Raw genomic sequence first — 26,507 nt, forward strand, 5'->3', positions numbered from 1 at the left:
CGCGCAAGCTGGCGCAAATCCCCTGTCAGCGCAAGAGCTTGGGCAACGCCTTGGCCACGCGTCAACCGCCGGTTTTGAGATACCAGCGCTCGCGCCCTTCCAGGCAGAGAGCCGTCAGCATGCCGCTCATATAGGCCCCGGTATCGATGCCGATGCGGTTGGAGCATTCCTCGACATCGTCGGTGATAGTGTGGCCATGCACGATCAGCTTGTCGTGCGGGGTTTCGTCCATGATGAAATCCTCGCGGATCCAGCGCAGGTCCTTGGGGCGCTGCTCCTCGATCGACTTGCCCGGACGGATGCCGGCATGGACAAAGGCATAATCGCCCATCACGATCCGGTCCTTGAAGCCGCGCACGAAATCGAGATGCCGCTTGGGCAGCAGCGTGGTGAGCCGCTCGGTCAGCTCTTCCATGCTCAGCGAATTATATTCCTGTGGGCTGATGTCATAGCTCAGGATCGTTTCGCGTCCGCCGATCTTGCAGAAGAAGCGCACCAGCTTCTCGTCGCCATCGGCGGCGGCGAGATACACTTCCTCGTGATTGCCCATCAGGAAATGGACATTGTCGCCCAGCGTTTCGGACAGTTCGATCGCGCGATCGATCACCCCGGCGCTGTCCGGGCCGCGATCCATCAGGTCGCCCAGAAACACGATATGCGTGTCAGCAGGGCCGCGCATGCGGTCGTCCATGACGATCTTGCCGAGCAGCTGGTCGAGCAGGTCGCGCCGGCCATGGATGTCGCCGATCGCATAGACGCGCTGGCCGTCGGGCAGGGTGGCGGTATCGATGGGCGCTGCCGGTTTGGGCTTTCTGCGCAGCAAGGCCTTCAGCATGATGCTTCCGCTTCTTCTCTTGTCGTGATCGTGCGTCGCCCCGTGCGGCTGCTATATGCGCCAATCGGCCCAAAGTGCAATGGGCCTGTGTTCGCAAGTGCAGCAATTCCTGCGCTGTGTCGCAATGGCGCAACATTCCCCCTCCCGCCGGGGAGGGGGAATCAGGATCACTCCGCCGCGAAGCTCAATCCGGCCCGGGCGACCAGCCGTTTGACCAGTTGCTCGCCCAGCACCGCGCCAGGGGTGGTGATGCCGCCGGGGCCTTCGGGCACGTCCTCGATCAGCCCGAGCGCGCTTTCGGCGATCATCTTGCTGGTAGAGCCGTATCCGGGGTCCTTGTCGCCCTTCACGCCATAGAGCTGCACCTGGCCATCGGGCATCTCGGCGACGAACAGCACGTCGTAGAAACCGTTCTCGCGCTCCTCCTTGCTCGGGCCTTCGCCGGGCTTGGGGCCGCCTTCGCCGCCCATCATATCGGTGCTGGCAATATGCTTGGCGATCGCCTCGCCCTTCTCGCCGGGGCCGGTCAGCATCATCTCGTCATAGACGAAATCCTGCCCATAGGGGTGGCCGAGCAGCGCATTGGTGCGATGGACATTCTTGGTGTTGATCGGCGCCATGATGAACGGCGCGGCCCAGCTGCCGAGCTTCTCGTCATGCTCGGGCTTGTTGCCCTTGGGCTGGGCCGGGCCTTCGAAGCCGCCCGCCAGGCTGAACGGGTTGGTAAGATAGCCGAGCAGTTCGGGATTGCGCCCCACCGCCGCCATGGTCGCCTTGAGCGAGGCGGCGGTACCGCCCGAAAAGGTGCCCTGCATCGCGCGCACGCGGCCCTTGATCCGCGGCGCGGGCTTGCCGAACTTCGCGACGCACTCCTTCTGCAGCATCAGCACGCCGAGATCGAACGGGATCGAATCGAAGCCGGTCGAGAACACGATCCGCGCGCCGCTTTCCTTCGCGGCCGCATCATATTTGTCGATCATCTGGCGCATCCAGGCGGGCTCGCCGCACAGATCGACATAATCGGTACCATTGGCGGCGCAGGCGGCGACCAGCGGCTCGCCATAGAGCTGGTACGGGCCAACGGTGGTCAGCACGACCTTCGTCCGCTTGGCCATGGCATCGATGGTGTCGGGCTCGTCGGCATTGGCAACGACGATCGGGGTGTCGGCAGGCAGGCCCATTTCGGCGAGCACCGATGCCATCTTGTCGGCAGAGCGCGCCGCGACCGCCCATTTGGGGGCATTGCCGCCTTGGCCGTAAGTATTCTGCAGATATTCGGCGACCAGTCGCCCGGTAAAGCCGCTGGCACCATAGACGATGACGTCGAACTCGCGCGAATCGCGTGCGGACATGAGGCTCTCTCCTGCTGTGATGTTATGGTGCGTGCTTGTGGGTCAAAGCCGGGGCAATGTCACGCCGCGCTGGCCCATATATTTGCCCGCGCGGTCGGCATAGCTTGTCTCACACGGTTCGTTGCCCTGGAGGAACAGGAACTGGCACGCGCCCTCGTTGGCGTAGATCTTGGCGGGCAGCGGCGTGGTGTTGCTGAATTCGAGCGTGACATGGCCTTCCCAGCCCGGCTCGAGCGGGGTGACGTTGACGATGATGCCGCAGCGCGCATAGGTCGATTTGCCGAGGCAGATGACCAGCACGTCGCGCGGCACGCGGAAATATTCGACCGTGCGTGCCAGCGCGAAGCTGTTCGGCGGGATGATGCAGACATCGGTCTTGCGATCGACAAAGCTCGCCGGATCGAATTCCTTGGGGTCGACCACCGAGGAATTGACGTTGGTGAAGATCTTGAACTCGTCCGCCACGCGCGCGTCATAGCCATAGGAGGAGAGGCCATAGGAAATGCAGCCATCGCGCCGCTGGCCTTCCACGAACGGCTCGATCATGCCGTTTTCCTGCGCCTGGGTGCGGATCCATTTGTCGGAAAGGATGGACATGCGGCTATTCTCCTGGCCCGCTCAGCCTGAGCCTGTCGAAGGCTCTGCGCGTACGCTGGCTGAGCGGTCGTGGTTAGAGTTTATTCCAGATTGGCCGGGCCGAACGCGGCTGGCAAGAGCACCGAAAGCCGGTGCTCGATCGCGCCCGTCGCGTGGCCCGAATAGACGATCGGATCGGTGCCGCCGAGTTGCGCCAGCTCGTTCATCACCTGGCGGCAGCGGCCGCAGGGCGTCACCGGATGCGGACCTGGCGCAAGCTGGCCATCGGGCCCCAGTGGCCCGCCCATGATCGCGACCTCGACCAGACCGGTGCGGCGGCCCTGAAGGTTGGCAGCGATCGCGGCGCTGGTTTCGGCGCAGATGGCCAGACCATAGCTCGCATTCTCGAAATTGCTGCCGGTCACGATCGTGCCATCGGCAAAGCGGAAGGCAGCGCCGACATGAAAGCCCGAATAGGGGGCATAGGCCGTCAGCGCCGCAGCCCGCGCGGCCTCCAGCAATTGGGTTCTGCTTGCATCGTCATTCATGGTCGCACCACATTCCAGCGCACGCCGTCGGGCGCGCCGTTGATCCGGTAGAAACTGCTCGACTGCCACATGACCCAGCGCTTGGCCGCATAGTCGGGCGGCACGAAATCGCCGATCAGCCAGACGGTGCGCGCCAGCCCTTCGCTGACCTGATAGGCATCCTCGAAATCGCGGCCGATGCGCAGCAGCGCCGGCTTGCCCGCATGGTTCTCGATCTGGTTGAGCAGGGTGTTGAGCTCGCCCAGCAGCATGGCGCGATCAGGTCGGGTCTTGCAGGCTTCGCTCAGCTCCAGGCTGACAACGGGGGGCAGCATGTCGGGATCGCGCGGAACGGTGGTGATGAACTGCTGCGCCTGCGATTCCTCACTGGCGCACAGGCTGAACTCATGCACCGCGCCATAGCGCATGCCCGCCGCGCGCGCGCCCTTGATGTTCGCCGCAAAGCGCGGGTCACGCAGGCGCCCGCCCGCGCTCGCGCGCACATAGGCAAAATCCGCGCCCATGGTCGCCAGTGTCGGCCAGGCCAGGTCGCCATCGGCGGCGCTGACATACAGGCCCTGCACCGGGTAATCCTTGCGCGAAGGGGTCCATCCGGTGATGCCGCCCCAGATCAGCCCGCCGAGCACCGCCAGCAGCAGCGCGAGCAGGACGAGGCCGATGGTCCAGCGTTTCAGGGTCGAAGGGCGCATGTCGCTCGTGTCAGCCCTTGATGTGCAGCACGCAGATCAGCGTGAACAGGCGGCGCGCGGTGGGAAAATCGATCTCGATCTTGTCCTGCAGTCGCTCGACCAGCAGCTCGGCCGCGTCGTTGTGGACCCCGCGCCGCGCCATGTCGATCGTCTCGATCTCCTGCGCCGTCGCCTTGCGGATCGCCTGATAATAGCTGTCGCAGATCGCGAAATATTCGCGGATCGGGCGGCGGAAGCGGCCCAGCGCCAGCACCAGCGTTTCCAGATGGCTGCCATCCTCGCGCGAGATGGTGATGGCAAGCCTGCCCTCGAACACCGCCAGATGCAGCCGGAAGGGTCCGGCATAGCCATCGGGATAGGCTTTGAGCGGCTTGAAGAAATTGTCCTCGATCAGGTCGAAAATGGCGATGCGCCGTTCCTGCTCGATATCCGCATTGCGCCACAGAATCGTCTGCTCGTCGAGCTCGACATGGATGATGCGCGGGTTGGACATGATCCCCCCGTCTTTCCCTATGCCGTGCATCGGGGCAAGCGGAAAAAGCCCGCCGGTTCTGCTCTCCCCGGCCTTGTCCACACGATTATTGGCACAGGCGGCTTGCGCGCCCGGGCGGCTGCGGCGATTATGGTCGGATGCCCGAAGATATCCTGCTCCAAGCCGCACCGCCGCCGGCGCTGCCGCCCCAGATTGCCGCGCCGAATGCGCGCGAGCCCGCCGAAGCGCGGCTGCCGCGCAATATCGAGGCCGAGGCCGCGTTCCTGGGCGCGCTGCTGATCGACAACCGCATCGCGGAAGAGGTCGGCGCGCGGCTCAAGGCGGAGCATTTCTTCGAAAGCGTCCATCAGCGGCTCTATGCGCAGATCATGAAGCTGATCGACAAGAACGTCACCGTCACCCCGGTGACGCTCAAGCCGTTCTTCGAGAATGACGCCGGTTTGGCGGAGCTGGGCGGTATGCGCTATCTCGCACGGCTGACCGGCGATGCCGGCGGGCTGATCGGCGCACGCGACTTTGCCGAGCAGATCTACAATCTCGCGCTGCTGCGCGAGCTGATCCAGGTCGGCCGATCGCTGGTCGAAAAGGCGATGGACACCAGCGAGGCGGTCGACCCTATGGGGCAGATCGAGCTCGCCGAGGCCGCGCTCTACAATGTCGCGCAAGGCGAGGGCGATACCAGCGGCGCGGTGCAGTTCAACGTCGCCACCCGCACCGCACTGTCGATGGTCGAAAAGGCGCTGAACAGCGGCGGCCATGTCTCGGGCGTGACCACGGGTCTTACCGATCTCAACGCCAAGATTGGCGGCTTGCATCCTTCCGACCTTTTGATCCTTGCCGGACGCCCAGGCATGGGCAAGACCTCGCTTGCCACCAACATCGCCTTCAACGCCGCCGCGCGCTGGCGGCTCGACAAGGCGGCGGGCGTCGCCGACGACAAGAATGTCGGTGCGAAGACCGCGTTTTTCAGCCTCGAAATGTCGGCAGACCAGCTCGCCACGCGTATCCTGGCGGAGCAATCGCGGATCAGCTCTGAAAAGCTGCGCATGGGGCAGATCGCGCGCAACGAGTTCCAGCGGCTGGTCGCGGCCTCGCAGGAGCTCGAGGACCTGCCGCTGTTTATCGACGATACGCCGGGCCTGACCATCGCCGCGCTCCGCGCCCGCGCGCGGCGGCTCAAGCGCAAGCACGATATCGGCTTCATCGTGGTCGACTATCTCCAGCTGCTCCAGGGTACGGGCCGCAACGAGGGGCGCGTCAACGAGATTTCGGAGATCAGTCGCGGCCTCAAGACGCTAGCCAAGGAGCTGCAGCTGCCGGTGATGGCGCTGTCGCAGCTCAGCCGCGCGGTCGAAAGCCGCGAGGACAAGCGACCGCAGCTGTCGGACCTTCGCGAATCCGGATCGATCGAGCAGGACGCGGACATCGTGCTCTTCATCTATCGCGACGAATATTACAATCAGGCGCTCCAGCCGACCGTTCCCGACGACAACAGCACGCCCGAAGAGGTCGAGAAATACCGGATCTGGGAGGAACGCCATCTCAAGGTGCAGGGCAAGGCGACCGTTGTCGTCGCCAAGCAGCGCCATGGCTCCACCGGCAACGTCCAGCTGCGCTTCGAAAGCGAATATACCAAGTTCAGCGACCTCGCCCGCGAAGACTATATGGAAGGTGGGTTTGACGAATAGGCGAGGCTGAATGACGCGTATCGGCAAGCTGCAGGAAAAATTGCTGCGTGGCAGTGCACTGAGCTTCGCCGAGTTGGAGCGGCTTTTGCAGGCTTATGGTTTCGTCCTGGATCGCGTCAAGGGCAGCCACCATATCTACAAGCACCAGGGCATTGGAGACCGGATCAACGCCCAACCCGATGGCAAATCGGCCAAGCCCTATCAGGTGCGCCAGTTTCTTGTTATTATCGAAGCCCACGGGCTCCAGTTGGATGACAAGGCATGACGCCGCATTACCATATCAACCTGTTTTGGTCGGCTGAGGACGAAAGCTGGATCGCAGATGTTCCCGATCTAAAACATTGCAGCGCGCATGGAGCAACGCCCGAACAGGCTGCCGCAGAAATTGCAATCGCCATCGAAGCCTTTGTCGAAAGCCTGGAAGCCGATGGCCTGCCCGTACCCGAACCTCGTTACCGCCCCGCCTATCAGAGTGTTCGGGCCGCCTAACCTCGTAGCATCGTCAACAGGGTTCGCAGCCTCGGTTTGACGATCGAAGCCATACACATCATATTGCACCAATAGTATGACGATGATGGGATGTCATTATGGCGACGGTGCGCAAGACGATCACGCTGACGCAGCAGCAGGACGCCTGGATTTCCGACAAGATCGCCGCTGGCAGCTACACCAATGACAGCGAGGCGATCCGGGACCTGATCCGGCAGGCGCAGCAACGCGACCTCGAACTGGACAGTATCCGCTCGGCGCTGATTGAGGGCGAAATGAGCGGCGACCCCGAACCTTTCGATTTCGCCGAGTTCAAGCGTCGCAAGCTTGAAGAGCATGGCTAGTTTCAAGCTCGCGCCAGCGGCGCAGCGCGATCTTGACGGCATTTTCGACTACACCATCGTCCATTGGGGGCGCGAACAGGCCTTGCGCTATGTCGACGGCATTGAAGCGGTCTGCGCCGAACTAGCGACCGCGCCTTACATGGCACCGGCCTGCGATCACATCCGCAAGGACTACAGGCGGCGCACGATCTGCCGTCATGTCGTCTACTTCCGCATCATACCCGAAGGCATCGCGGTTATGCGCATATTGCATCAGCGGATGCAGGCGCCGTCACATCTCTAGCCCCGCACCACCGTCATCAGATAATTGAGTGCCAGATTGTCGCTAAGGTGCAGGCCCTTGAGCGGGTCCCAGGCGATGCCGCGCGTGTCGGTGACGGTGAGGCCCGCATCCTTCAGCAGCGCGGTCAGCTCCTCGGGCGTCAGGAACTTGTGCCAGTCGTGCGTCCCACGAGGCACCTGGCCCAGCCGTTCTGCCGCTTCGACCAGCATGAGCCGGGATAGCGGCGTGCGATTGGGGGTGGACAGCAGCATCAGCCCGCCTGGCGCGAGCGCGCGTTCCAGCGCCGCGACGAATGCGGCAGGATCGGTAACATGCTCGATCACCTCCATCGAGGTGACGAGATCGAACGTCTCGCCCGCCAGCGTCTCGACATCGACATTGCGATAGTCGATCGCGAGCCCGACTGCCTCGGCATGCGCTTGCGCCGCCGCGACATTTTCGGCCGCCGCATCGAGCCCGGTCACGCGCGCCCCCAGCCGGGCGAGCGGTTCGGCCAGCAGCCCCGCGCCGCAGCCAACATCGATCGCGCTGCGCCCCGCCAGCGGCTTGCGCGCTGCGCCCGCCTCTGCCCAATGCCGGTCGATCGCGGCGCGGATATAGGTAAGGCGCACGGGGTTCAGCTTGTGCAGCATCGCCGATTCGCCCCTGGGATCCCACCATTCGGCCGCGAGCCTGCCGAAATGCGCGGCCTCTTTGGGGTCGATCGTGCCGCTACGCGTTTCGACGGTTCCGGTGCTTGCGTTCATGATGGGGCCTCTCTATGGCAGCGCCCGGTTATAGGGGCGAACTTCGCATAAGGGAAAGCACGAACGGGCAATGGCACGGATCGTCATGAAATTCGGCGGCACATCGATGGCCGGGACAGAGCGCATCCGCAGGGTCGCGCGCATCGTCAAGCGCCAGCAGGATGCCGGGCACGAGGTCGCGGTGGTCGTCTCCGCGATGGCGGGGGAGACCGACCGGCTGGTCAATTTCTGCCGCGAGGCCAACCCGCTCTACGATCCGGCGGAATATGACGTCGTCGTCGCCAGCGGCGAGCAGGTGACGAGCGGCCTGCTGGCGATCGCGCTGCAGGCGCTTGGCGCCAACGCGCGCAGCTGGCTGGGCTGGCAGCTCCCGATCAAGACTGTCGAGGCGCATGCCAAGGCGCGCATCGACAGCATCGATGCCGAAGCGCTGATCGCCGAGATGCAGAAGGGCGTCATTGCCGTGATCCCCGGTTTCCAGGGCATGAGCGAGGATGGCCGCGTGACCACGCTGGGCCGGGGCGGATCGGATACCTCGGCGGTCGCGGTAGCGGCGGCAGTCAAGGCCGATCGCTGCGACATCTATACCGATGTCGACGGCGTCTACACGACCGATCCGCGTATCGTCGCCAAGGCGCGCAAGCTTGCCAATGTGACATACGAAGAAATGCTCGAACTGGCGAGTGTCGGGGCCAAGGTGCTGCAGACCCGCTCGGTGGGCCTGGCGATGAAGGAAGGCGTGCGCGTGCAGGTGCTGTCCTCGTTCATCGACGACGATGCGCCGGCTGCGGACACGATCCCCGGAACGATGATCGTCAGCGACGAAGAACTGGAAGGAATGGACATGGAACGCCAGCTGATTACCGGCATCGCGCACGACAAAAACGAGGCGAAGATCACGCTGACCCGCGTGCCCGACAAGCCGGGCGCGGTGGCGAACATCTTCGGCCCGCTCGCCGAGGCCGCGATCAATGTCGACATGATCATCCAGAATGTCGGCCGCGACAAGGGCGAGACCGATGTGACCTTCACCGTGCCCGCCGCAGATCTGGCGCGTTCGCTCGACCTGCTCGAAGGCGCGAAGGAATCGATCGGCTTCAACCGCATCATCCCCGATACCAATGTCGCCAAGATCTCGGTGGTCGGCGTCGGCATGAAGAGCCATGCAGGCGTCGCCTCGACGATGTTCAAGGCGCTGGCCGATCGCGGCGTCAATATCCAGGCAATCTCGACCAGCGAGATCAAGGTCAGCGTGCTGATCGAGGAAGACTATACCGAGCTCGCGGTGCGCGTGCTGCATACGGCCTATGGGCTGGACGCGGTAGAGGCATGAGCGTGAGCCACCCGCTCACCGCTGCCGCCATGGCGCGCGGCACCGCCTTTTTGGGCAGCGAGACCGCAATCCTGTGCGGGGCGATGAGCTGGGTGTCGGAGCGCAACCTCGTCTCCGCGATATCCAACGCGGGGGGCTTTGGCGTGATTGCCTGCGGGGCGATGACGCCCGAATTGCTTGATGCCGAAATCGCTGCAACCAGGGCGCTGGCGACCAAGCCGTTTGGCGTCAACCTCATCACCATGCACCCGCAGCTGATGGATCTGATCGCGGTGTGCGCCAAGCATGGTGTCGGCCATGTCGTGCTCGCAGGCGGTCTGCCGCCCAAGGGCAGCATCGAGGCGATCAAGGACGCCGGTGCGAAAGTGGTCTGCTTTGCGCCCGCTCTGACGCTGGCCAAGAAGTTCATCCGCTCAGGGGTCGATGCGCTGGTCATCGAGGGCATGGAGGCAGGCGGCCATATCGGGCCGGTATCGACGAGCGTGCTGGCGCAGGAAATCCTGCCCGAAGTGGCGCACGAGGTGCCGGTGTTCGTCGCAGGCGGCATCGGACGCGGCAGCGCGATCGCCGCCTATCTCGAAATGGGTGCAGCAGGCGTGCAGTTGGGCACGCGTTTCGTCTGCGCGCATGAATCGATCGCGCATCCGGCGTTCAAAAAGGCGTTCCTGCGCGGCAACGCGCGCGATGCGGTCGCCAGCGTGCAGGTCGATCCGCGCCTTCCGGTGATTCCCGTGCGCGCGCTCAAGAACAAGGGCACCGAGGAATTCACCGCCAAGCAGCGCGAGGTGGCCGCATTGCTCGACGCGGGCGGCATAGACATGAACGAAGCCCAGTTGCAGATCGAGCATTTCTGGGCAGGCGCGCTGCGCCGCGCGGTGATAGATGGCGATGTCGAGAACGGATCGCTGATGGCGGGCCAGTCGGTCGGCATGGTCACCCGCGAGGAAAGCGCCGCCGAGATCATCGCCACGTTGATGGACGAAACCGAAGCGGCGCTCGCGCGCTGATACGCGTCAATATCAGGGGTTCGGGTTGGGCAGCGGGGCCTGGCCTTCGGGAGCCTCGACTGGATCGGACACCGATTCCTGCGGGTCGGGCGCGGGATTTTCCGGCCCCGTCGCCGCGCCCGTGATCCAGATGATGCTGAGCGCGATGATCGCAAGGCCCAGCGACACCATCAGCACATAGCGCACGATATTGCGCTTCTGCCCGCCGCTCGCCTCTTCGGTGGTCATTTCGACCTCTTCGCCATGTCGGATCATGTTTTCGCCTCCATCGTGTCCCACAGGTATCGGGGGGATTACGGAGGTGGGTGGCGATAGTTCCCTTCAACCGCCGGGCAACGCGCTGCCCGACAGGAACCACAAGGCGATGGCCGCAAGCCCGATCGCCAGCGCGCGCCGCGTCGTTCGCAGCCGTTCCGGTGCGCTGAGCAGCGGGTGCAGCGTGGCGGCGAGCAGGACGATCGCCACATGCACCACGGTCGCAACCACAACGCTGATTCCGGTCAGCAGCAGCCCGTCGTGCAGGCTCGCACCCGATTGCGGCAGGAAGCGCGGCAAAATCGCGACATAGAACAGCGCCGCCTTGGGATTCAGCACGTTGGTCATCAGTCCGCGCAGGAAGAAGCGGTGCTGGCCGGACGTTCCACCGGCAATGCCGGCGGGCGATGTCTCCTTCTCGTCGCGCCAGGTCTCCCAGGCGAGGTAGAAAAGATAGGCGGTGCCAGCCCAGCGCAGCGCGTTCCACAATAGCGGGCTCGCGGCGACCAGCGCGGCAAAGCCCATCGCGGCGGCCAGCCCGATCAGCGCCAGGCCCAGCGCGACGCCGACCACTGCCGCCAGCCCCGCGCGCCGTCCATGACCCAGCGTGAGCGCCGCCAGATAAGCCATGTTCGGCCCCGGCGTCAGTTCGATCAGCAGCACCGTGGCGAGATAGCTTGTCAACATCGCCCGCCAGCCTAGTGTGTCGGAGCAGAAGCGCAATCATGGCAGGGCAGGGAGCGGACATGCTGGAACGTCAGGAAAATCATGACTTTGCCGCTCCTGTCGAGGCCGTGGTCGCCCGCTGGACCGACGCGGAATTCCTGACCGCGATGATGCAGAGCCAGGGATCGCGCGAGATTGCGGTGACCGTAGAGCGCCCTTCGCCGCAAGAAATCCATGTCGCGATCACCCGCCAGGTCCCGGTCGATGCGCCCGCGATGATCCGCGCGGTCATCGGTTCGTGGCTAGATCTCACCCAGCGCGATGTCTGGCAGCGTCAGAGCGACGGCAGCTGGCACGCGGTACGCGACGCCAAGCCCAAGGGCCTGTCCGCCGAGGGGCAATGCCTGCTGACGCTCAGCGCCAACGGTGATGGCGGCACGGCCTGCGCCGCCACCGTCAGCGTACAGTCGCGCGCGCCGATGGTTGCCGCGATGGTCGAGAGCCTGATGCTCGAGGACAGCACCCGGCTGTTGCGGCAGGAATTCGAAGCCGTTTCCGCCGCAACAGCCTGATCGCCATCAGTTGCGGCACTGCTTGTTGCGCAGCGTCGTGATGTCATAGACCCTGGCGTTGCGGGTATTGACCGAGATGCACTGCTTGGACACCTGCCGCCAATAGGTGGTGAACCGCCCATCGCCATTGGTGGTATAGGTCTCGATCTGCCGGAACCCGCGCCGGGGCAATTCGGCCTCCGAATAGCTGCGCGCCTGGCCGATCAGGTCCTGGACATAGACATCCTCGCGATAGCCGCCGCCGCCCTGGCCGGGGCGATGGCTGCCGTCATATTCGCGCTGTTGCACGCCGACCTGATAGCCCTGCGAGTAGTAATCGGACCGATCATAATTGTGATAGGGATAGTTGTAGAGCCCGTCGCGATAGCCGCGATCATAGGCGGCCTCCTGCTGGGCAGTGCCGCCATGCTCGCCATTGTCGTGATGGTGCGACTTGTGCGCGAGCGCCAGCGCGCCGATCAGAGCTGCTGCGCCGACAGCGACCGCAACAGCGGTGCCATTGTCGCCCGATTTCTGTTTGCAGTCGCTGGGTGAGGCCTTGTCGATCCGCTCGTAGCGTCCATCATAGGTGACCACGGTGATGCAGCGCTTGCGGGCACCGTTCCACCAGTTGGCATAGGCGCGCTCGTCGCCCTTGGTCACGTCGACAAAAGTATATCCGCGCTGTTCGAGCTGGGTTTCGCCTCCGGCCCCGCGCGCGCCGACCAGATCGGCGACATCGTCGGGCGGTGCGGCCTGCGCGGGAATGGGTGCAAGCACCATGGCCGCCAGAGCCAGAGTTGCGGCGCTGCGTGATCCTCTCTTTGTCATCTGCATTACCCCCTGCTTGGGGCAGGCATGAGTCGATGACTGCCCGCGCACCGAGAATATCATGTTCCGCAACGCCGGGATATCGTGCAACATTGTCAACCGACGTGGCAAACGGCCATGCAAGCATTGGGGAGGATGGAACATGACGACAACCGGCGGATGCCTGTGCGGCGCGGTGCGCTATGCGATCGAGGGTGAGCCGCTGATGGCCGCGGTCTGCCATTGCCGCAATTGCCAGAAACAGGCAGGCAGCGCGATGTCGGTGCTGATCGGGGTCGCCGCCGCGCAGATGACGATCACCGGCGAGCTCAAGACCTATGAGGACCGGGGCGAAAGCGGCGATCCGGTCTGGCGGCGCTTCTGCGGCAATTGCGGATCGCCGATATTGTCCGATCTGCCCAGCCAGCAGGGTCTGCATTTCGTCAAGGCGGGCACGCTCGACGATGTGAGTGGTCTCGATCCGAAGCTGCATTTCTGGACGCAAAGCGCCCAGCCCTGGGTGCGCTTTGCCGAGGATGCGGTAAAGTTCGACAAGACGCCGGGTTAGGCTGGGCTGCCAGTCTCCAGCGGTGCGACAGGAGATTAACAAGCCATAATTATGTGAGAAGTAGTGACGCAAGCTATTATGCGGCCGAACGTTTGCAGCAAGGGAATGCGAAAATGGCCGGACCATTTGATGATCTTCAGATTGGAGAAAGCCGTACGACTGGCGGAGCCGGTATCGACGCGCTCGTTATCGGTCCGTTTCTTTTCGACACAAACTTGGAAATCTACGCCTGGCACACGGGCGTGAAAACCGGGGAAGGCAATAGCGCCTATCTGACGCTCAGCCACGATGGGGCTGAAATCGGAAAGGACCAGGATCAGAATTTTGACAATTATTCGTTGCGCGTTGCTAAAACCATCAGGTTGGCCAAGCTTGCCAGCACGTCGCTAACCATCCGCTATGACAATACTATGGCTACCCGCCGCGACTATGGCCTGAAGATAACGTTCACGATGCTTGGCTGACGAATTTCTTGCTCAACCCGGCTCCCAACCCTCTTCTGCCAACACGAAGCCGCCGAATTCGAATCCCGGCGAGACCAGGCAGCTGACCAGCGCCCAGCCCTTATCGGCATGCGCCGCCTGCCAGTGGCCGGGCGGGATGACGGCCTGTGCGGTCTCGCCATGCAGGATGTCCGCGCCGAGCCGGTGCCAGCTCACCGGCCCTGCATCCCCCGGTGCGTGGCCGAGCGCGATTGGGTGACCGGCGTGCCAGCACCAGATCTCGGTCGCATCGACCGTGTGGCAGTGCGAGCGCTGCCCGGCCTCGAGCAGGAAATAGATGAGCGTTTCGCTCGCGCGGCCATCGGCCCCGGCAGGTCCACGCCAGGTTTCCTTATACCAGCCGCCTTCGGGATGCGGGGCCAGGCCCAGGGTCTCGATCAGCGCGCGCGCCGCGTCGCTCATCCGGCGCGCTCCTGGTCGCGCTTGGCCGCCATCTGCGCGCCGATCGACCCGATCAGTTCGAACGCCTTGAGCGGATCGTTCATGCGCAGCTTGGCGATCATGTCCTCCATGCCTTCGGCAACCAGGATCTCCGGTTCGCCGGCATCGATTCCCGCCAGGATGCGGCTGGCGCATTCGGCCGGGTCCATGCCATTGGCGATAGCGCTGTCAGTGTGACCGAAGGCGGTGCCATCGCCCGATAGCGCATTAGCCGAGACGGCGGTGCGGATGGAGCCTGGAAGCACGGTGTGCACCTTCAGCCCGTAATGCGTTTCGGTCTCGGCGCGCAGCGCATCGAGATAGCCGATCAGCCCGTGCTTGGCGGCGCAATAGGCGGTGCGCAGCGGCACCCCGGCGCGGCCTGCGACCGAGGAGATGCCCACGATCAGTCCTGACTTGCGCGAGGCCATGTGCGGCAGCAGCAGCTGGGTCAGCCAGATCGGCGCGAGCAGATCGACAGCGATGATCCGGTCATAGACCTCGAGCGCGCTGTCCACCGCGAGCGCGCGCTGGCTGATCCCGGCATTGTTGATCAGCCCGTCGACCTGGCCCTTCCACGCGATTGCCTTTTCGACGATGCCGGGCAGCGCGGCCTGGTCCGTGGTCTCGAAGGGCAGGATCATGCTCTCCGTCGGCAGCCGGTCTGCTACCGCCTGTAACGCATCGGTGCGACGGCCCGAAAGGATGATGTGCGCGCCGCGCGCGGCAAGGGCCTCGGCCAGCGCCTCGCCAATGCCTGATGAAGCCCCGGTAATCCAGATGACCTTGCCCGAATATTCCATGCATCCTGCTCCTGTCCATGTTTGCGGCATCAAAGGGCGGTCTGCGCCAAACCGCAAGCGGGAAAAATCCGCCCAGAGCCGCGTCGCCACCCGCCGCACCACCCTTGCCAAGGCCGTGTTGCCGCAGTAAGACGCCAGCCCGCTCCAGCTATAGTGCAGGACCTTACGGATACATGACTTCCGCCTATAACCAAGCCCGCCCGGTCATCTCCTCGACCGGCCTTTTCACCCCCGCAGGCAGCATCAGCAACGAAGAGCTGGTCGCCAGTTTCAACGCTTATGTTGCGCAGCATAATGCGCAGCATGCCGCCGAAATCGAGGCGGGCGAGAGGACTGCGCTGCAGCCGAGCTCGGTCGAGTTCATCGAGAAGGCGAGCGGAATCAAGGCGCGCAAGGTGCTTTCCAAGGCGTCGATCCTTGATGTTGACGTGATGTGCCCGCGGTTCGAAGAGCGTCCCAATGACCAGATATCCGTCCTGGCCGAAATCGGCGTTGCCGCCGCGCGCGATGCGCTCGAGCGTGCGGGCCGCGATGCGAAGGACGTCGATGCGGTGCTGGTCGCCTGCTCGAACCTGCAGCGCGCCTATCCCGCCATCGCGATCGAGGTGCAGGACGCACTGGGCATCGAGGGCTTCGGCTTCGACATGAATGTCGCATGCTCGTCGGCGACCTTCGGCATCCAGACCGCCGCCGATTTCATCCGCGCAGGGAATGCGCGTTCGGTGCTGGTGGTCAGCCCGGAAATCTGCTCGGGCCATCTCAACTGGCGCGACCGCGACAGCCATTTCATCTTCGGCGACGTCGCGACCGCCGTACTGGTCGAGGCGGCCGATTTCGCGCCCGTCGGGCACTGGGATATATTGGGCACGCAGCTCAAGACGCGCTTCTCGAACAATATCCGCAACAATTTCGGTTTCTTGAACCGCACCGCGCCCGAAACGCGCGACAGCGCCGACAAGCTGTTCGTCCAGGAAGGGCGCAAGGTGTTCAAGGAGGTGGTGCCGATGGTCGGCGATCTGATCACCGACCATATCGCACGGCTCGGCATCGCACCGGCTGACCTGCGCCGCCTGTGGCTGCACCAGGCCAATGCGGGCATGAACCGGCTGATCGCGCAGCGCGTGCTGGGACATGAGGCGAGCGAAGACGAGAGCCCGACCGTGCTCGACAGCTATGCGAACACCTCGTCCGCAGGATCGATCATCGCCTTCCATCTGAACAGCGAGGATTTGAAGCCGGGTGATACCGGCATCATCTGCTCGTTCGGTGCGGGCTATTCCGCAGGGTCCGTGGTTATCCGCAAGGCTGCGTAAAGCAATGGCGGTGACGGTCGAGACTTTGCCCGTCCACAGCATCGCCGAGGCCATCGACGCGCTGGCGAGCTTGCGCATCGCGGTGTTTCGCGAGTGGCCCTATCTCTATGATGGCGACGCCGCCTATGAGCGCGAGTATCTCGCCGAATTTGCCGCTGCGCCCGATGCGGCGCTGGTGATTGCGCGCGACGGCGATACCATTGTCGGCGCGGCCACGGCATCGCCGCTCGCTGCGCAAAAGGACGCCTTCAAGGCCCCGTTTGTCGCGAATGGATGGGACGTTGCCCGGGCATTCTATTTCGGCGAATCGGTGCTGCTGCCGGGCTATCGCGGGCAGGGGATTGGCCACGCGTTCTTCGATCATCGCGAGACGGCGGGCCGTGCGGCCGGGGCAAATGTCGCGCTCTTCTGCGCGGTGCAGCGTCCGGCGGATCACCCGATGCGTCCGAGCGACTATCGCCCGCTCGACGCGTTCTGGGCGAAGCGCGGCTATGCCAGGGTGTCCGGGCTGGTGACCAGCTTCGACTGGCTCGATATCGGCGACACACACGAGACGCCGCACCCGATGCAGTTCTGGGCGCGGATGCTCTGAAACCGCCGTCATTCCCGCGAAAGCGGGAATCCCGCTACGATCGAAACATCAGCGCAGAAGCGGGACCCCCGCTTTCGCGGGGGTGACGATCAGGGAAAGCGATTTGCTCAACCCTCTTTGGGCAGCTTCACCTTGGGCTTGGCCGCAAACGGCCTGATGCCGAACTCGGGATAGACCTCGCTCGGATAGTAGAACACGCCGTCCTTGGCGACGAGACGGATCGCCTTGATGGCTTTGAGGTCCTTCGTCGGGTCGCCCTGGATCAGGAAGAAATCGGCATATTTGCCCTTCTCGATGCTGCCCAGCGACTGGTCCTGCTTCAGATACTGCGCCATGTCATAGGTCGCGCGCCGCAGGATCTGCGCGGGCGTCATCCCGGCCTTCTGATAGAGTTCCAGCTCGCGGTGATAGGTGAAGCTGCCGCCCATATCGGTGCCGGGGATCAGGAAGATGCCCGATTCGTGCATCTTGCGGATCGTCGCCGCAACCTGATCGAACGCGCCGCGATAGGCCTTGTCGTCCGCCGCATCGGCGATCTTGGCCCAGGCCTGTTTCGCGCTGCGCTGCACGCCGACGGGCATATGGTCGACATAATCGGCCATGCCGGGATTGATCATGCCGTTGCGCGAGAGCAGCAGCGATTCATGGATGGCGAAAGTGGGGTCGATCGTCACCTTGTTGTCGACCATCGCGCGGATCGTCGCGTTGACGCGGCCGCTGTTGAGGTCGAGCGCGGGCAGGCGCTTCAATGCGGTGAGGCGCAGCAGCGTGCGCGTGTCCTCTCCCGGTTCGAGCACCCAGCCCAGCATCACCTGGTTGATATGCGTCATCTCGTCATAGCCCGCCGCGATCATCGCATCGGCATTGGTGAAGGCAGGCACGTGGCCCATGACATGCAGCCCCAGCGCCTTGGCTTCCTTGACCAGCGCCGGAATCCATTCGGGGTTCATGCTGTTGTAGATCTTGATCGCCTGATAGTCGCGCGCGGCATAGAAGCGCGCGGCGTCGATTGCCTCCTGCTGGCTGTTCACCAATATGCCGTTGTTCGAGCTGAACGGCGACTTGCCCTCGATAAAGCCGGATTTGATGATCCGCGGACCCGCCAGAACGCCGTTGTCTATCCGCTCGATCAGGCCGTCGAGCACGTCGATCTCGTTGCCCATGTCGCGCACCGAGGTGATGCCCGCAAGCACGTTGAGCATCGCGTCTTCCTGGCCGATATGCCCGTGCATCTCGTACAGGCCCGGAACCAGCGTGCCGCCTTCGCCATCGATAGTCACCTCGCCTGGCGTCGCGGGGCTGCTGGCAGGCAGTACGGCGGAGATATGGCGGCCGCTGACCAGCACGCTTTTCGGTTCGGTGAGCTTCATCGCCACCGGATCGAACACGCGCACATTGGTGATGCGCACCGGCGCCTTGTACGTGTTCGCTGCCTTGGCCTGCATCTTGACGAAGCGTTCGGTCGAATATTTGACTGCGAGATCGCGCAGTTTGATGTCCTCGCCCTCGAAGCCCTTGCGCACGAACACCGCACGCGGGCTGATCGCGGCGAACAGCGCGCCCTTGTCGTCGAGCAGGAAATAGCCGGGGTCGAGATCGTTGCCCGACAGCGCATAGGCGGTGACGGTCATCGCGCCGCCAGTGCCGGTCACCTGCACCTTTTCCAGCTCTGCCAGGCTCAGTGCGCCACCGGGCAGCGCGGGGATCGAGCGATCATCATCGGCGAGCAGCGCGCGGGCATAAAGCCCAGCCGCCCAGGGGCTGCCCTCCTGCGCGACATAAATGGCCTGGCCCTTGGGTTTGGCGGTGCCGCTGCCGGTCGAATCGGTCCAGCGCGCGGTGCCGCGCTGCATCGTGAAGCTCTCGTTGATCGCGTTGCCGAAGGTCGAGTTGCCGGTGATCTTCCAGCTGACGGGCATGCCCTTGGCGTCGAGCTTCAGCTCTTCCTTCATGGTCGGGCCGCGACCGTTGTTCTTGTAGTCGTAATCGATCTTCACCGTGTCGCCGCTGCGCACGACATCGAGATGGCCGACATTGGCGCCGCCGATGATGACGGTGAAATTCTCGGTCGAATCTTGCGCCAGTGCGGGCATGCCCAATGGGGCGATCGCGAGCGCGAGCGCGATGGAACCGAATTTCAGTGCTTTAGCGGCCACGGCCAGTCCTTCCCTGCGAGGATTTTTATCTTCGCAGACAATGGGCTAGCGCGAAGGGGAAGGCAAGCGGGCCGGGGAAAATCCTCCCCCGGACAGGCCGGGGGAGGATTTGCAGAGGTCAGCTCGCCGGGTTGCCCGTGGCGATGCTGAGTTCGGCCATCAGCGCATTGCGGTCTTCGGCGGCGACCGCCAGCACATGCGCCTGCACCTCATCGGCGCGGCGGGCGAGCGTGTCGCTGACCTGCTCCTTGCCCTGGGCGCAGCGGCCGTTGGTCGATCCTTCGATCAGCTTGGCCGGTACCAGCGTGCGCACGACATGGCTGCCCTGTCCGGCCGGTGCCTGGAGATGCCGTTCGACCATGACTTCCGCCTTCCACAAGCAGCGGGCGGTGCTGGGCCGGTTCGGGCTCATATTGCCGATCTGGCGATAGCTGACCATCGTCTTGGGCTGATAGACGGCGGTCACCTCGCGCTCTCCGTGCGGCACCTGCACCTGATGGCGGATGTGCTGGAATTCGGAAGCGCTGGCGGGGATCGAAAGTCCTGCAACTGACAGAGCCGCGATCGTGGCGGCCTTTATATTTTTCATCTCTTTGTCCTTTCCAATGGATGTGCATTGGTCGGGATGCGCGGGATTTCGATCGTAAGACCGGGCCGGAAGCCCGGGATGGTGCGCATCCCGTAGCAGTCCGACATCACGCAGCATTTTGAGAACGCTGCGCCAGAGGGGCCCGGCCTGCTTCATCGAGAATGGGGGCGGGGAACCCGTCTGTCAACCGCAGCGCGAAAGACGTTCATGCTGCGCAGCAATAGATGCAGACTATGCCTTCAGATCTGTCTGGCGAAGGCCGTCAGCTCGGCACGCAGATTGGGATGGGCATCTGCCGTCCTGGCACAGATGATGTCATAGACCTCGTCGGCATGTCCGTCGCGAAACGCCATCGACCAGTCGCCGAACTCGCGTCTGCCCACGGTCCGGCGGCTGAGCATCACTTGCGCGCGGTGCCGCGTATCGCGCCGAATCCGCTCGAACGTGTTCTCCACCGCACCCCACGGCCCTTCGAGCACTTGGAGAAAGCGCTTGCCGTTGAACATCAGCAGGCCGGTAATGTCGTGCGCGCGGTTATTGCGCCGGGCGACCGCGAGGATCGATCCCAGATCGACGGTTTCTCTTGGAGACACCGTGCTGATATACAGGATCTGCAAAAGATCGGAGCGCTCTGACATGACCGCAGCTTGATGGGGCATGGTTAAAATGCCCTGAATCGGATCGAATTGTTCCGAATTTTTCTGCAGTTTAATGTCGATCAGAAGACAGGGTCATTCGCGCCATTGTCATCCCGGGCATCGGGGAGCGGCGTTACCTCGCTATGGATGCCGCATTCGGTCTTGTCCCAGCCCTTCCAGCGGCCCGAGCGCGGATCTTCGCCGGGCGCGACCTTGCTGGTGCAGGGCGCGCAGCCGATCGAGGGATAGCCCTGCGCCTCGAGCGGGTGGCGCGGCAAGTCGTGTTCGGCGAAATAGCCGTCGAGCATCTCCTTGGTCCAGCTCGCGAGCGGATTGAGCTTGAACCGGCCCTGCGCGTCGGACGTGTCGATCTCGAACCGCGGCAGGCCCTGGCGCGTCGCCGACTGGAAACCCTTGCGCCCGGTGATCGAGCCGTCATAGGCGAGCAGCGCCTTGGCCAGCGGGCGGACCTTGCGGATCTCGCAGCAGCCATCGGGATCATAGGACCAGCGCAGGCCATTGGCGTCCTGCTTTTCCAGATCCTCTGCGTCAGGCGACAGCAGGATCAGGTTGGTGAGGCCGAGCCGCTCGACCAGGGTGTCGCGATAGGCCAGCGTCTCGGGGAAATGCTTGCCGGTGTCGAGGAACAGCACCGGCAGCGAGGGATCGACCGAAGCGATCATGTGCAGCAGCACCGCACTCTCTGCGCCGAAGGACGAGACGATCGCAAGATCGCCGACCAGTCCGTCGCGGATCACGGTGCGCATCATCTCTGCCGTATCGGTGCCGCGGAACATGTTATTGAGGCGGATAGCATCGCGCTCGGTAAAGCGCGGACCCGCATCAATGCGGTCGCGCTGGCGGGGGGCAGCACTGGCAGCGGGCTGCGCGTTGATTTCGGTCTGCTTCATGATGCCACCTGATGCCGCTTGGCCCAGATCGCGGCGACGCCGTCGCTGGTCTTCTGGTAGAATTCGGGGAAGAAACCTTCTGCCGCTTTCACATCGTCGGGGTTCAGCGGGCGATTGGGGGCAAAGCTGTCGAATCCGCAGCGGCGCAGGAAGACGAACTGGTCGACCAGCACATCGCCGACCGCGCGCAGCTCGCCCTTGTATCCGGCTTCGCGCAGGATCTGCGCGCTGGAAAATCCGCGTCCGTCGCCGAAACTCGGGAAGTTCACCTCGACAAGGCGGAGCTGATCGAGCTGCGGCAGCAGCGCGCGCGCGTCCTCGCCCGGCTCGATGCGCACCGCAGCCGAATTGGTGCCTGCGGTGAACTCGGCGAACGGGATGGCGGTGTCGGTGACAGCGGGCTCATCGCGATAAAGGATCTGGACGTCAGCCATAAAGCGCCTCCTTGAACGGCTGCATGCCGATGCGGCGATAGGTGTCGACAAAGCGTTCGCCGGGTTCGCGCGCGCCAAGATACACGTTGGTGACGGTCTCGACCGCGTTGACGATGCCATCCTCGTCAAAGCCGGGGCCGACGATCTTGGCGAGCGAGACATCCTCCGCGCCCGATCCGCCGAGCAGCAGCTGGTAGTTTTCCAGCCCCTTCTTGTCGACGCCCAGAATGCCGATATGTCCGGCATGGTGGTGGCCGCAGGCGTTGATGCAGCCCGAGATCTTGAGCTTGAGTTCGCCCAATTCCCGTTGCCGCCCGGTATCGGCGAAACGCTCCGAAATCTTCTGCGCCACCGGAATCGAGCGGGCATTGGCGAGGCTGCAATAATCGAGCCCGGGGCAGGCGATCATGTCGCCGATCAGGTCGAGATTGGCGGTGGCGAGGCCTGCATCATCGAGCTTCTGCCAGATCGCGTAGAGATCAGCCTTGCGGACATGCGCCAGCACGATGTTCTGCGCATGCGTCACGCGCAGCTCGTCGAACGCGTAGTCGCGCGCCAGTTCGGCCATCAGGTCGATCTGCTCGGCGGTGGCATCGCCGGGAATGCCGCCCGCAGGCTTGAGGCTGATCGTCAGCGACGTGTAGCCTGGCACGCGGTGCGGGTGCGTGTTCTGATCGACCCAGACCGCGAAATCGGGGTCCGACCGGTCGATTTCGTCGCTCAGCCCCTGCTCGAACGGCGGGTCGCGGAAGAACGCGCTGATTCGCTCGAGCTCGGCCGCAGGCGGGTTGAGCCCCAGCGTCTTCATGTGCGCGAACTCTTCCTCGACCTGGCGGATATATTCCGCCGCGCCGAGTTCGTGCACCAGGATCTTGATGCGCGCCTTGTACTTGTTGTCGCGGCGGCCATGGCGGTTGTAGACGCGCAGGCACGCCTCGGCATAGCTGATCAGCTCCTCGATCGGCACCCACTCGCGGATCATCGGCGCGATCATCGGGGTGCGGCCCATGCCGCCACCGGCAAAGAACCGAGCGCCGAGCACACCGTCGGCATTCTTCACCAGCTCGATGCCGATGTCATGCAGCCGCATCGCCGCCCGGTCATTGGGCGAGGCGATGACCGCGATCTTGAACTTGCGCGGCAGCAGCTGGAATTCGGGGTGGAAGGTCGACCATTGCCGCAGCAGTTCCGCCCAGGGCCTCGGATCGGCAATCTCGTCGGCAGCAGCGCCAGCAAACTGGTCGGAGCTGATGTTGCGGATGCAATTGCCGCTGGTCTGGATCGCGTGCATCTCCACCGTCGCCAGTTCGGCGAGAATATCGGGCGCGTCCTCCAGCTTGATCCAGTTATACTGGATGTTCTGCCGGGTGGTAAAATGGCCATAGCCCTTGTCATACTTGCGCGCGATATGGGCGAGCATGTGCATCTGCTTCGAACTGAGCGTGCCATAGGGGATCGCCACGCGCAGCATATAGGCGTGCAATTGCAGATAGAGGCCGTTCTTCAGGCGAAGATGCCGGAACTCCTCCTCGGGCAGGCTGCCATCGAGGCGGCGGCGCACCTGGTCGCGGAACTCCGCGACGCGTGCATCGACCATCGCCTGGTCATATTGGTCATACTGATACATCGCGTACCCTTCCGAAAAATCTCAAACCTGTGCGGCAAAGCCGCGAACGGCGACCAGGTCGAGCCGCTGGCTGCCGACGATCCGGCCAAGCTCCGCCAGACCTTCGCCCTCGATCAGCACGGTCTTGTGGGCCTTGCGGATCGCCTCGAAACCCTTTGCCGTGGCAGGGTCGTCATACCCTTGCGCGGTCGGGTAACCGACCTGCATCGCATAATCCCAGGCCTCGAAGCCGGGGGCGGAGCGCGCCAGCCAGAAGCCGGTGAACAGGCCCTGGTCGAGCGCCTGCTGGTCCATCACCAGCCAGTTTGCGGCAAGGAACTGGCCCAGCGCATCGGCCTTGCCCGGCAGTGCCTTGAGCAGCGTCTGTTCGACCACCACCGTCGGGCTTGGGCCCGCGGCATGCGCGGGTGCGACAACACCGCCCAGCATGGCCAGGCCCGCCATTCCCGTCAGGGCATCACGGCGCGAGGGCATAGTTTCAGGCCCTCACGATCGGAATGCTGGTGTTGATGGCAAGGTCGGTGCGCACCGTGGGTCCGAAGGCACGGATGCGTTCCTTGATGTGCAGCGGCATCGGACCCTGATCGGTCTGCTTGCCATCGACGATATAGGGCACATTGACGCGCAACGCGGATTCCTCACGCTTGAGGATCGCCTCGGCCTCGTCGCCTGCATCAACGCTGTCGGCCAGGTGGCGCGACCAGCGCGTATCGCCCGCCCACCAGATGACGTCGCCGGTCTTCAGGTCGTTACCGGTGAGAATCTTCATGAAATCGGCTCCAGATGCTGGGCAAAGAGCGTGGGCAGGCAGTCGGTGGCGTTGGCGCGGGTGACGACATCGCCGATCACGATCAGCGCGGGGCTCACCACCTGCTCGCGCGCGATCATGGGCCCGAGATCGGTCAGCAGCGTGCGCAGGGTGCGCATATCGGCGCGCGTGCCTTTCTCGAGCACGGCCACGGGCGTATCGGGCGACAGGCCGTCGGCGATCAGCTTTTCGGCGATCGCATCGCCGGTGGCGACGCCCATATAGATGACGAGCGTGCGGCCCTTTCCGGCCAGGCCCGACCAGTCCTGCTCGGTCAGGCCCTTGCACTGGCCCGCAACGAAGGTGACCGCGCTCGATAGCTCGCGATGGGTCAGTGGCAGTTGGGCAGCGGCAGCGGCACCATTGGCCGCGCTGATGCCGGGGATGACCTCGACCCGCACGCCAGCGGCGCGGCAATCGTCGACCTCTTCGCCGCCGCGCCCGAAGATGAACGGATCGCCGCCCTTTAGCCGCACGACATCATGGCCGGCGCGTGCCTGCTCGATCAGCAGCGCGTTGATATCCTGTTGCGGAAGCGTGTGCCGGGCGCGCTGCTTGGCGACCGAGATCAGCTGCGCATCGGGCCGGGCGAGCGCCAGGATGGCGTCATCGACCAGACCGTCATGCACGATCAGCCGCGCGCGCGCGATGATCCGCGCGGCCTTGACGGTGAGCAGATCGGGGTCGCCGGGGCCTGCGCCGACCAGCCAGACGGTGCCGGGCGCCGCTTGCGGGACAGAAGGGGGATGCGTCATGCCGTTGGTCCTTTCCAACGGTGCATCTGATATTTGGAGGCCTTGGATGCAAAGCAGAACCCCTTGGGCAGGGGTTAGATTTGCTTTTGCGGCTGCGAAGGAACCTGGTCTCCCGGCCCCGGTTCAGTCCGACTTCAGGCCGATGCCGATGGTCGCGCGCGGCTGCTCCATCTCGTTCGAGACAACCGGATAAGCGCAGTAATCGGCCGCGTAATAGGCGCTGGGGCGGTGGTTGCCTGAAAGTCCCACCCCGCCGAACGGTGCCTTGGACGAGGCCCCGTTGGTCGGCCGGTTCCAGTTGACGATTCCGGCGCGGATGTTGGCCCAGAACTGCTTGTAATGCTGCGGGGTTCCGCCCACCAGAGCGGCGGACAGGCCGAAACGGGTATTGTTCGCCTCGGCCACCGCCTCCTCGAACGAGCTGACCTTGACCACCTGCAGCAGCGGGCCGAACAGCTCGATATCGGGCCGATCCTTGACATTGGTGACGTCGATGATCGCGGGCGACAGGAAGGGCAGATTGTCGTCGAGCCGCACCAGATGCTTGATGACGCGGCCGCCGTTGCTGAGGAAATAGAGGAAGCTTTCGGTCAGCCCGTCGGCGGTGGCATTGTCGATCACCGGGCCCATGAACGGCTGCGGATCGTCGAACGGCTTGCCCACGACCAGCCGGTCGGCCAGCTTCTTGGTTTCGGCAATCACCGCATCGTAGATGGTGTCACGCACGATCAGACGGCTGGCCGCCGAGCAGCGCTGGCCCGCCGAGGTAAAGGCCGACTGGATGATCAGCACCGCCGCATCGGCGATGCACGGCGTATCCCAGATGACCATGGGATTGTTGCCGCCCATTTCCAGCGCGACGATCTTGTCCGGGCGGCTGGCGAGCGTGCGGTTGATCGCGATGCCCGTGGTGGCAGAGCCGGTGAACAGCACGCCATCGACGTCTTCGTGCGCGACGAGCGCCTTGCCCTCGTCCGCACCGCCGATCAGCAGCCGCACCACGCCTTCGGGGATCCCGGCCTGGTGCAGGCATTCGACCAGCATCGCGCCGACGGCAGGCGTCTTTTCCGAAGGTTTGAACACCACGGCATTGCCCGCGATCAGCGCGGGGATGATATGGCCGTTGGGCAGATGTGCGGGGAAATTGTAAGGCCCCAGCACCGCCATCACGCCATGCGGCTTGTGCCTCAATGCCATGGTGCCGCCCAGAGCGCTGTCCAGCTTGCGCTGCGAGGTGCGCTCGGCATAGGCGGCGACCGAAATATCGACCTTGGCAACGACCGATTCCACCTCGGTCCGCGATTCCCACATCGGCTTGCCGGTTTCGCGCGCGATCAGCTCGGCCATTTCCTCGGCGCGCGCGCGCACCTGATTGGCAAAGCGGCGGCAAAGCTCGATCCGTTTGGTGACCGCCATCGCCACCCATTCGGGAAAGGCCGCACGCGCGGTTGCGACTTCGGCATCGACATCGCCATGCGGGCCGGACCAGAGCCGGGCACCGCTTGCAGGCTCGAAGGAGACAAGTTCAGGCAATTTCACGCTTTCTGGCGAGCAGTTCATGACCGGTTGTGCGAACCTGGAGCCCCCGATAGCAAGTTATGAACGCGGCGGAAACCGTTGAACGCCATGGTGACAAATTTGTGGCGATTTCTTGGGGTTGCGCATCGGGCGCGCTCTGATAGATTTCGCGACGGCTGGTTAACGACCACTCGGCGAACAGGGTCG

Annotated in this window: 34 protein-coding genes; 12 read left to right on the forward strand and 22 right to left on the reverse strand. The window is 64.0% G+C overall.

Annotation, left to right across the window (positions count from 1 at the left end):
- Positions 1-61: 61 nt before the first annotated feature.
- The 6 genes from OPU69_RS04735 to OPU69_RS04760 all read right to left on the reverse strand — a co-directional run bounded on the left by OPU69_RS04735 (position 62) and on the right by OPU69_RS04760 (position 4,493).
- Positions 62-835 carry a metallophosphoesterase family protein gene (locus OPU69_RS04735; protein ID WP_498509509.1) on the reverse strand — a complete coding sequence of 258 codons (774 nt, stop codon included), beginning with the start codon at positions 833-835 and terminating at the stop codon, positions 62-64.
- 167 nt (positions 836-1,002) lie between these two features.
- Positions 1,003-2,187, reverse strand: a complete 1,185-nt coding sequence (locus OPU69_RS04740; RefSeq protein ID WP_498509510.1) for a saccharopine dehydrogenase family protein — start codon at positions 2,185-2,187, stop codon at positions 1,003-1,005.
- Between the two features lie 42 nt (positions 2,188-2,229).
- Complete coding sequence (gene dcd / locus OPU69_RS04745) at positions 2,230-2,784, reverse strand: dCTP deaminase (protein WP_498509511.1); 555 nt, start codon at positions 2,782-2,784, stop codon at positions 2,230-2,232.
- An 80-nt stretch (positions 2,785-2,864) separates the two neighbouring features.
- The gene (locus OPU69_RS04750) at positions 2,865-3,311 is read right to left on the reverse strand and encodes a cytidine deaminase (protein ID WP_498509512.1); all 447 of its coding nucleotides are present in this window, start codon (positions 3,309-3,311) and stop codon (positions 2,865-2,867) included.
- Positions 3,308-4,000 carry a glycoside hydrolase family 25 protein gene (locus OPU69_RS04755; RefSeq protein ID WP_498509513.1) on the reverse strand — a complete coding sequence of 231 codons (693 nt, stop codon included), beginning with the start codon at positions 3,998-4,000 and terminating at the stop codon, positions 3,308-3,310. Before OPU69_RS04755 ends, OPU69_RS04750 begins: the two co-directional genes overlap by 4 nt.
- 10 nt (positions 4,001-4,010) lie before the next feature.
- A complete protein-coding gene (locus OPU69_RS04760) occupies positions 4,011-4,493 on the reverse strand; it encodes a UPF0262 family protein (RefSeq protein ID WP_060980007.1) in 483 nt (160 codons plus the stop codon).
- Between the two features lie 137 nt (positions 4,494-4,630).
- On the opposite strand from OPU69_RS04760, the gene OPU69_RS04765 reads away from it, so the two are divergent.
- The 5 genes from OPU69_RS04765 to OPU69_RS04785 all read left to right on the forward strand — a co-directional run bounded on the left by OPU69_RS04765 (position 4,631) and on the right by OPU69_RS04785 (position 7,297).
- Positions 4,631-6,181, forward strand: coding sequence for a replicative DNA helicase (locus tag OPU69_RS04765; protein ID WP_081096951.1), 1,551 nt, complete (start codon positions 4,631-4,633; stop codon positions 6,179-6,181).
- A 10-nt stretch (positions 6,182-6,191) separates the two neighbouring features.
- The gene (locus tag OPU69_RS04770; RefSeq protein ID WP_498509514.1) at positions 6,192-6,446 is read left to right on the forward strand and encodes a type II toxin-antitoxin system HicA family toxin; all 255 of its coding nucleotides are present in this window, start codon (positions 6,192-6,194) and stop codon (positions 6,444-6,446) included.
- Positions 6,443-6,670, forward strand: a complete 228-nt coding sequence (locus tag OPU69_RS04775; protein ID WP_446659054.1) for a type II toxin-antitoxin system HicB family antitoxin — start codon at positions 6,443-6,445, stop codon at positions 6,668-6,670. Before OPU69_RS04770 ends, OPU69_RS04775 begins: the two co-directional genes overlap by 4 nt.
- Before the next feature lie 98 nt (positions 6,671-6,768).
- Positions 6,769-7,014 carry a type II toxin-antitoxin system ParD family antitoxin gene (locus OPU69_RS04780; protein ID WP_060980004.1) on the forward strand — a complete coding sequence of 82 codons (246 nt, stop codon included), beginning with the start codon at positions 6,769-6,771 and terminating at the stop codon, positions 7,012-7,014.
- Complete coding sequence (locus OPU69_RS04785; protein WP_060980003.1) at positions 7,007-7,297, forward strand: type II toxin-antitoxin system RelE/ParE family toxin; 291 nt, start codon at positions 7,007-7,009, stop codon at positions 7,295-7,297. Before OPU69_RS04780 ends, OPU69_RS04785 begins: the two co-directional genes overlap by 8 nt.
- Here OPU69_RS04785 and ubiG read toward each other — a convergent pair.
- Positions 7,294-8,043 (reverse strand): bifunctional 2-polyprenyl-6-hydroxyphenol methylase/3-demethylubiquinol 3-O-methyltransferase UbiG, encoded by a 750-nt coding sequence (ubiG, locus tag OPU69_RS04790; RefSeq protein WP_060980002.1) that lies wholly within the window; start codon positions 8,041-8,043, stop codon positions 7,294-7,296. The two genes, OPU69_RS04785 and ubiG, sit on opposite strands and share 4 nt — an antisense overlap.
- Positions 8,044-8,113: 70 nt before the next feature.
- Here ubiG and OPU69_RS04795 point away from each other — a divergent pair, with 70 nt between their 5' ends.
- Positions 8,114-9,376: an aspartate kinase gene (locus OPU69_RS04795; protein ID WP_060980001.1), complete on the forward strand. Its 1,263-nt coding sequence runs from the start codon at positions 8,114-8,116 to the stop codon at positions 9,374-9,376.
- On the forward strand, positions 9,373-10,383 hold the full coding sequence (locus tag OPU69_RS04800) for an NAD(P)H-dependent flavin oxidoreductase (protein ID WP_060980000.1): 1,011 nt from the start codon (positions 9,373-9,375) through the stop codon (positions 10,381-10,383). The genes OPU69_RS04795 and OPU69_RS04800 overlap by 4 nt, the downstream gene beginning before the upstream one ends.
- Before the next feature lie 12 nt (positions 10,384-10,395).
- Here the strand turns inward: OPU69_RS04800 and OPU69_RS04805 are convergent, their stop codons facing one another.
- Together OPU69_RS04805 and OPU69_RS04810 are read right to left on the reverse strand one after the other, a co-directional pair.
- Complete coding sequence (locus tag OPU69_RS04805) at positions 10,396-10,638, reverse strand: hypothetical protein (RefSeq protein WP_060979999.1); 243 nt, start codon at positions 10,636-10,638, stop codon at positions 10,396-10,398.
- 66 nt (positions 10,639-10,704) lie between these two features.
- The gene (locus OPU69_RS04810) at positions 10,705-11,325 is read right to left on the reverse strand and encodes a LysE family translocator (protein WP_498509515.1); all 621 of its coding nucleotides are present in this window, start codon (positions 11,323-11,325) and stop codon (positions 10,705-10,707) included.
- Between the two features lie 59 nt (positions 11,326-11,384).
- Between OPU69_RS04810 and OPU69_RS04815 the strand changes: the two genes are divergently transcribed.
- Positions 11,385-11,876, forward strand: a complete 492-nt coding sequence (locus tag OPU69_RS04815; RefSeq protein ID WP_060979997.1) for a DUF2505 domain-containing protein — start codon at positions 11,385-11,387, stop codon at positions 11,874-11,876.
- Between the two features lie 6 nt (positions 11,877-11,882).
- Here the strand turns inward: OPU69_RS04815 and OPU69_RS04820 are convergent, their stop codons facing one another.
- The gene (locus tag OPU69_RS04820; RefSeq protein ID WP_498509516.1) at positions 11,883-12,686 is read right to left on the reverse strand and encodes a hypothetical protein; all 804 of its coding nucleotides are present in this window, start codon (positions 12,684-12,686) and stop codon (positions 11,883-11,885) included.
- A gap of 142 nt (positions 12,687-12,828) precedes the next feature.
- Between OPU69_RS04820 and OPU69_RS04825 the strand changes: the two genes are divergently transcribed.
- Together OPU69_RS04825 and OPU69_RS04830 are read left to right on the forward strand one after the other, a co-directional pair.
- Positions 12,829-13,233 (forward strand): GFA family protein, encoded by a 405-nt coding sequence (locus OPU69_RS04825; RefSeq protein WP_060979995.1) that lies wholly within the window; start codon positions 12,829-12,831, stop codon positions 13,231-13,233.
- Positions 13,234-13,346: 113 nt separating this feature from the next.
- Positions 13,347-13,697, forward strand: coding sequence for a hypothetical protein (locus tag OPU69_RS04830; protein ID WP_060979994.1), 351 nt, complete (start codon positions 13,347-13,349; stop codon positions 13,695-13,697).
- Between the two features lie 12 nt (positions 13,698-13,709).
- On the opposite strand, the gene OPU69_RS04835 is transcribed toward OPU69_RS04830, so the two are convergent.
- Together OPU69_RS04835 and OPU69_RS04840 are read right to left on the reverse strand one after the other, a co-directional pair.
- A complete protein-coding gene (locus tag OPU69_RS04835) occupies positions 13,710-14,138 on the reverse strand; it encodes a cupin domain-containing protein (RefSeq protein ID WP_498509517.1) in 429 nt (142 codons plus the stop codon).
- The gene (locus OPU69_RS04840; protein WP_498509518.1) at positions 14,135-14,959 is read right to left on the reverse strand and encodes an SDR family NAD(P)-dependent oxidoreductase; all 825 of its coding nucleotides are present in this window, start codon (positions 14,957-14,959) and stop codon (positions 14,135-14,137) included. Before OPU69_RS04840 ends, OPU69_RS04835 begins: the two co-directional genes overlap by 4 nt.
- A gap of 173 nt (positions 14,960-15,132) precedes the next feature.
- On the opposite strand from OPU69_RS04840, the gene OPU69_RS04845 reads away from it, so the two are divergent.
- Positions 15,133-16,272 (forward strand): beta-ketoacyl-ACP synthase III, encoded by a 1,140-nt coding sequence (locus OPU69_RS04845; protein WP_498509519.1) that lies wholly within the window; start codon positions 15,133-15,135, stop codon positions 16,270-16,272.
- Positions 16,273-16,276: 4 nt separating this feature from the next.
- Positions 16,277-16,864: a GNAT family N-acetyltransferase gene (locus OPU69_RS04850; RefSeq protein WP_498509520.1), complete on the forward strand. Its 588-nt coding sequence runs from the start codon at positions 16,277-16,279 to the stop codon at positions 16,862-16,864.
- Between the two features lie 107 nt (positions 16,865-16,971).
- Here OPU69_RS04850 and OPU69_RS04855 read toward each other — a convergent pair whose 3' ends face one another.
- The 10 genes from OPU69_RS04855 to astD all read right to left on the reverse strand — a co-directional run bounded on the left by OPU69_RS04855 (position 16,972) and on the right by astD (position 26,342).
- Positions 16,972-19,020 carry an amidohydrolase family protein gene (locus OPU69_RS04855; RefSeq protein WP_498509521.1) on the reverse strand — a complete coding sequence of 683 codons (2,049 nt, stop codon included), beginning with the start codon at positions 19,018-19,020 and terminating at the stop codon, positions 16,972-16,974.
- Between the two features lie 118 nt (positions 19,021-19,138).
- Positions 19,139-19,609, reverse strand: a complete 471-nt coding sequence (locus OPU69_RS04860; RefSeq protein ID WP_060979988.1) for a hypothetical protein — start codon at positions 19,607-19,609, stop codon at positions 19,139-19,141.
- 239 nt (positions 19,610-19,848) lie between these two features.
- Positions 19,849-20,268, reverse strand: a complete 420-nt coding sequence (locus OPU69_RS04865) for a BLUF domain-containing protein (protein WP_498509522.1) — start codon at positions 20,266-20,268, stop codon at positions 19,849-19,851.
- A 59-nt stretch (positions 20,269-20,327) separates the two neighbouring features.
- The gene (locus OPU69_RS04870; RefSeq protein ID WP_498509523.1) at positions 20,328-21,158 is read right to left on the reverse strand and encodes a phosphoadenylyl-sulfate reductase; all 831 of its coding nucleotides are present in this window, start codon (positions 21,156-21,158) and stop codon (positions 20,328-20,330) included.
- Entirely contained in the window at positions 21,155-21,592 is a 438-nt protein-coding gene (locus tag OPU69_RS04875) for a DUF934 domain-containing protein (protein WP_498509524.1), read from the reverse strand. Before OPU69_RS04875 ends, OPU69_RS04870 begins: the two co-directional genes overlap by 4 nt.
- Positions 21,585-23,219, reverse strand: a complete 1,635-nt coding sequence (locus OPU69_RS04880) for a nitrite/sulfite reductase (RefSeq protein ID WP_498509525.1) — start codon at positions 23,217-23,219, stop codon at positions 21,585-21,587. The genes OPU69_RS04875 and OPU69_RS04880 overlap by 8 nt, the downstream gene beginning before the upstream one ends.
- A 21-nt stretch (positions 23,220-23,240) precedes the next feature.
- Positions 23,241-23,693, reverse strand: coding sequence for a hypothetical protein (locus OPU69_RS04885; protein ID WP_060979983.1), 453 nt, complete (start codon positions 23,691-23,693; stop codon positions 23,241-23,243).
- 4 nt (positions 23,694-23,697) lie between these two features.
- On the reverse strand, positions 23,698-23,988 hold the full coding sequence (locus OPU69_RS04890; protein WP_060979982.1) for a DUF2849 domain-containing protein: 291 nt from the start codon (positions 23,986-23,988) through the stop codon (positions 23,698-23,700).
- On the reverse strand, positions 23,985-24,782 hold the full coding sequence (cobA, locus tag OPU69_RS04895) for a uroporphyrinogen-III C-methyltransferase (protein ID WP_498509526.1): 798 nt from the start codon (positions 24,780-24,782) through the stop codon (positions 23,985-23,987). Before cobA ends, OPU69_RS04890 begins: the two co-directional genes overlap by 4 nt.
- 123 nt (positions 24,783-24,905) lie before the next feature.
- Complete coding sequence (gene astD / locus OPU69_RS04900; protein WP_498509527.1) at positions 24,906-26,342, reverse strand: succinylglutamate-semialdehyde dehydrogenase; 1,437 nt, start codon at positions 26,340-26,342, stop codon at positions 24,906-24,908.
- Between the last annotated feature and the right edge of the window lie 165 nt (positions 26,343-26,507).

The sequence above is a fragment of the Blastomonas sp. 34TW genome, from assembly GCF_059803595.1.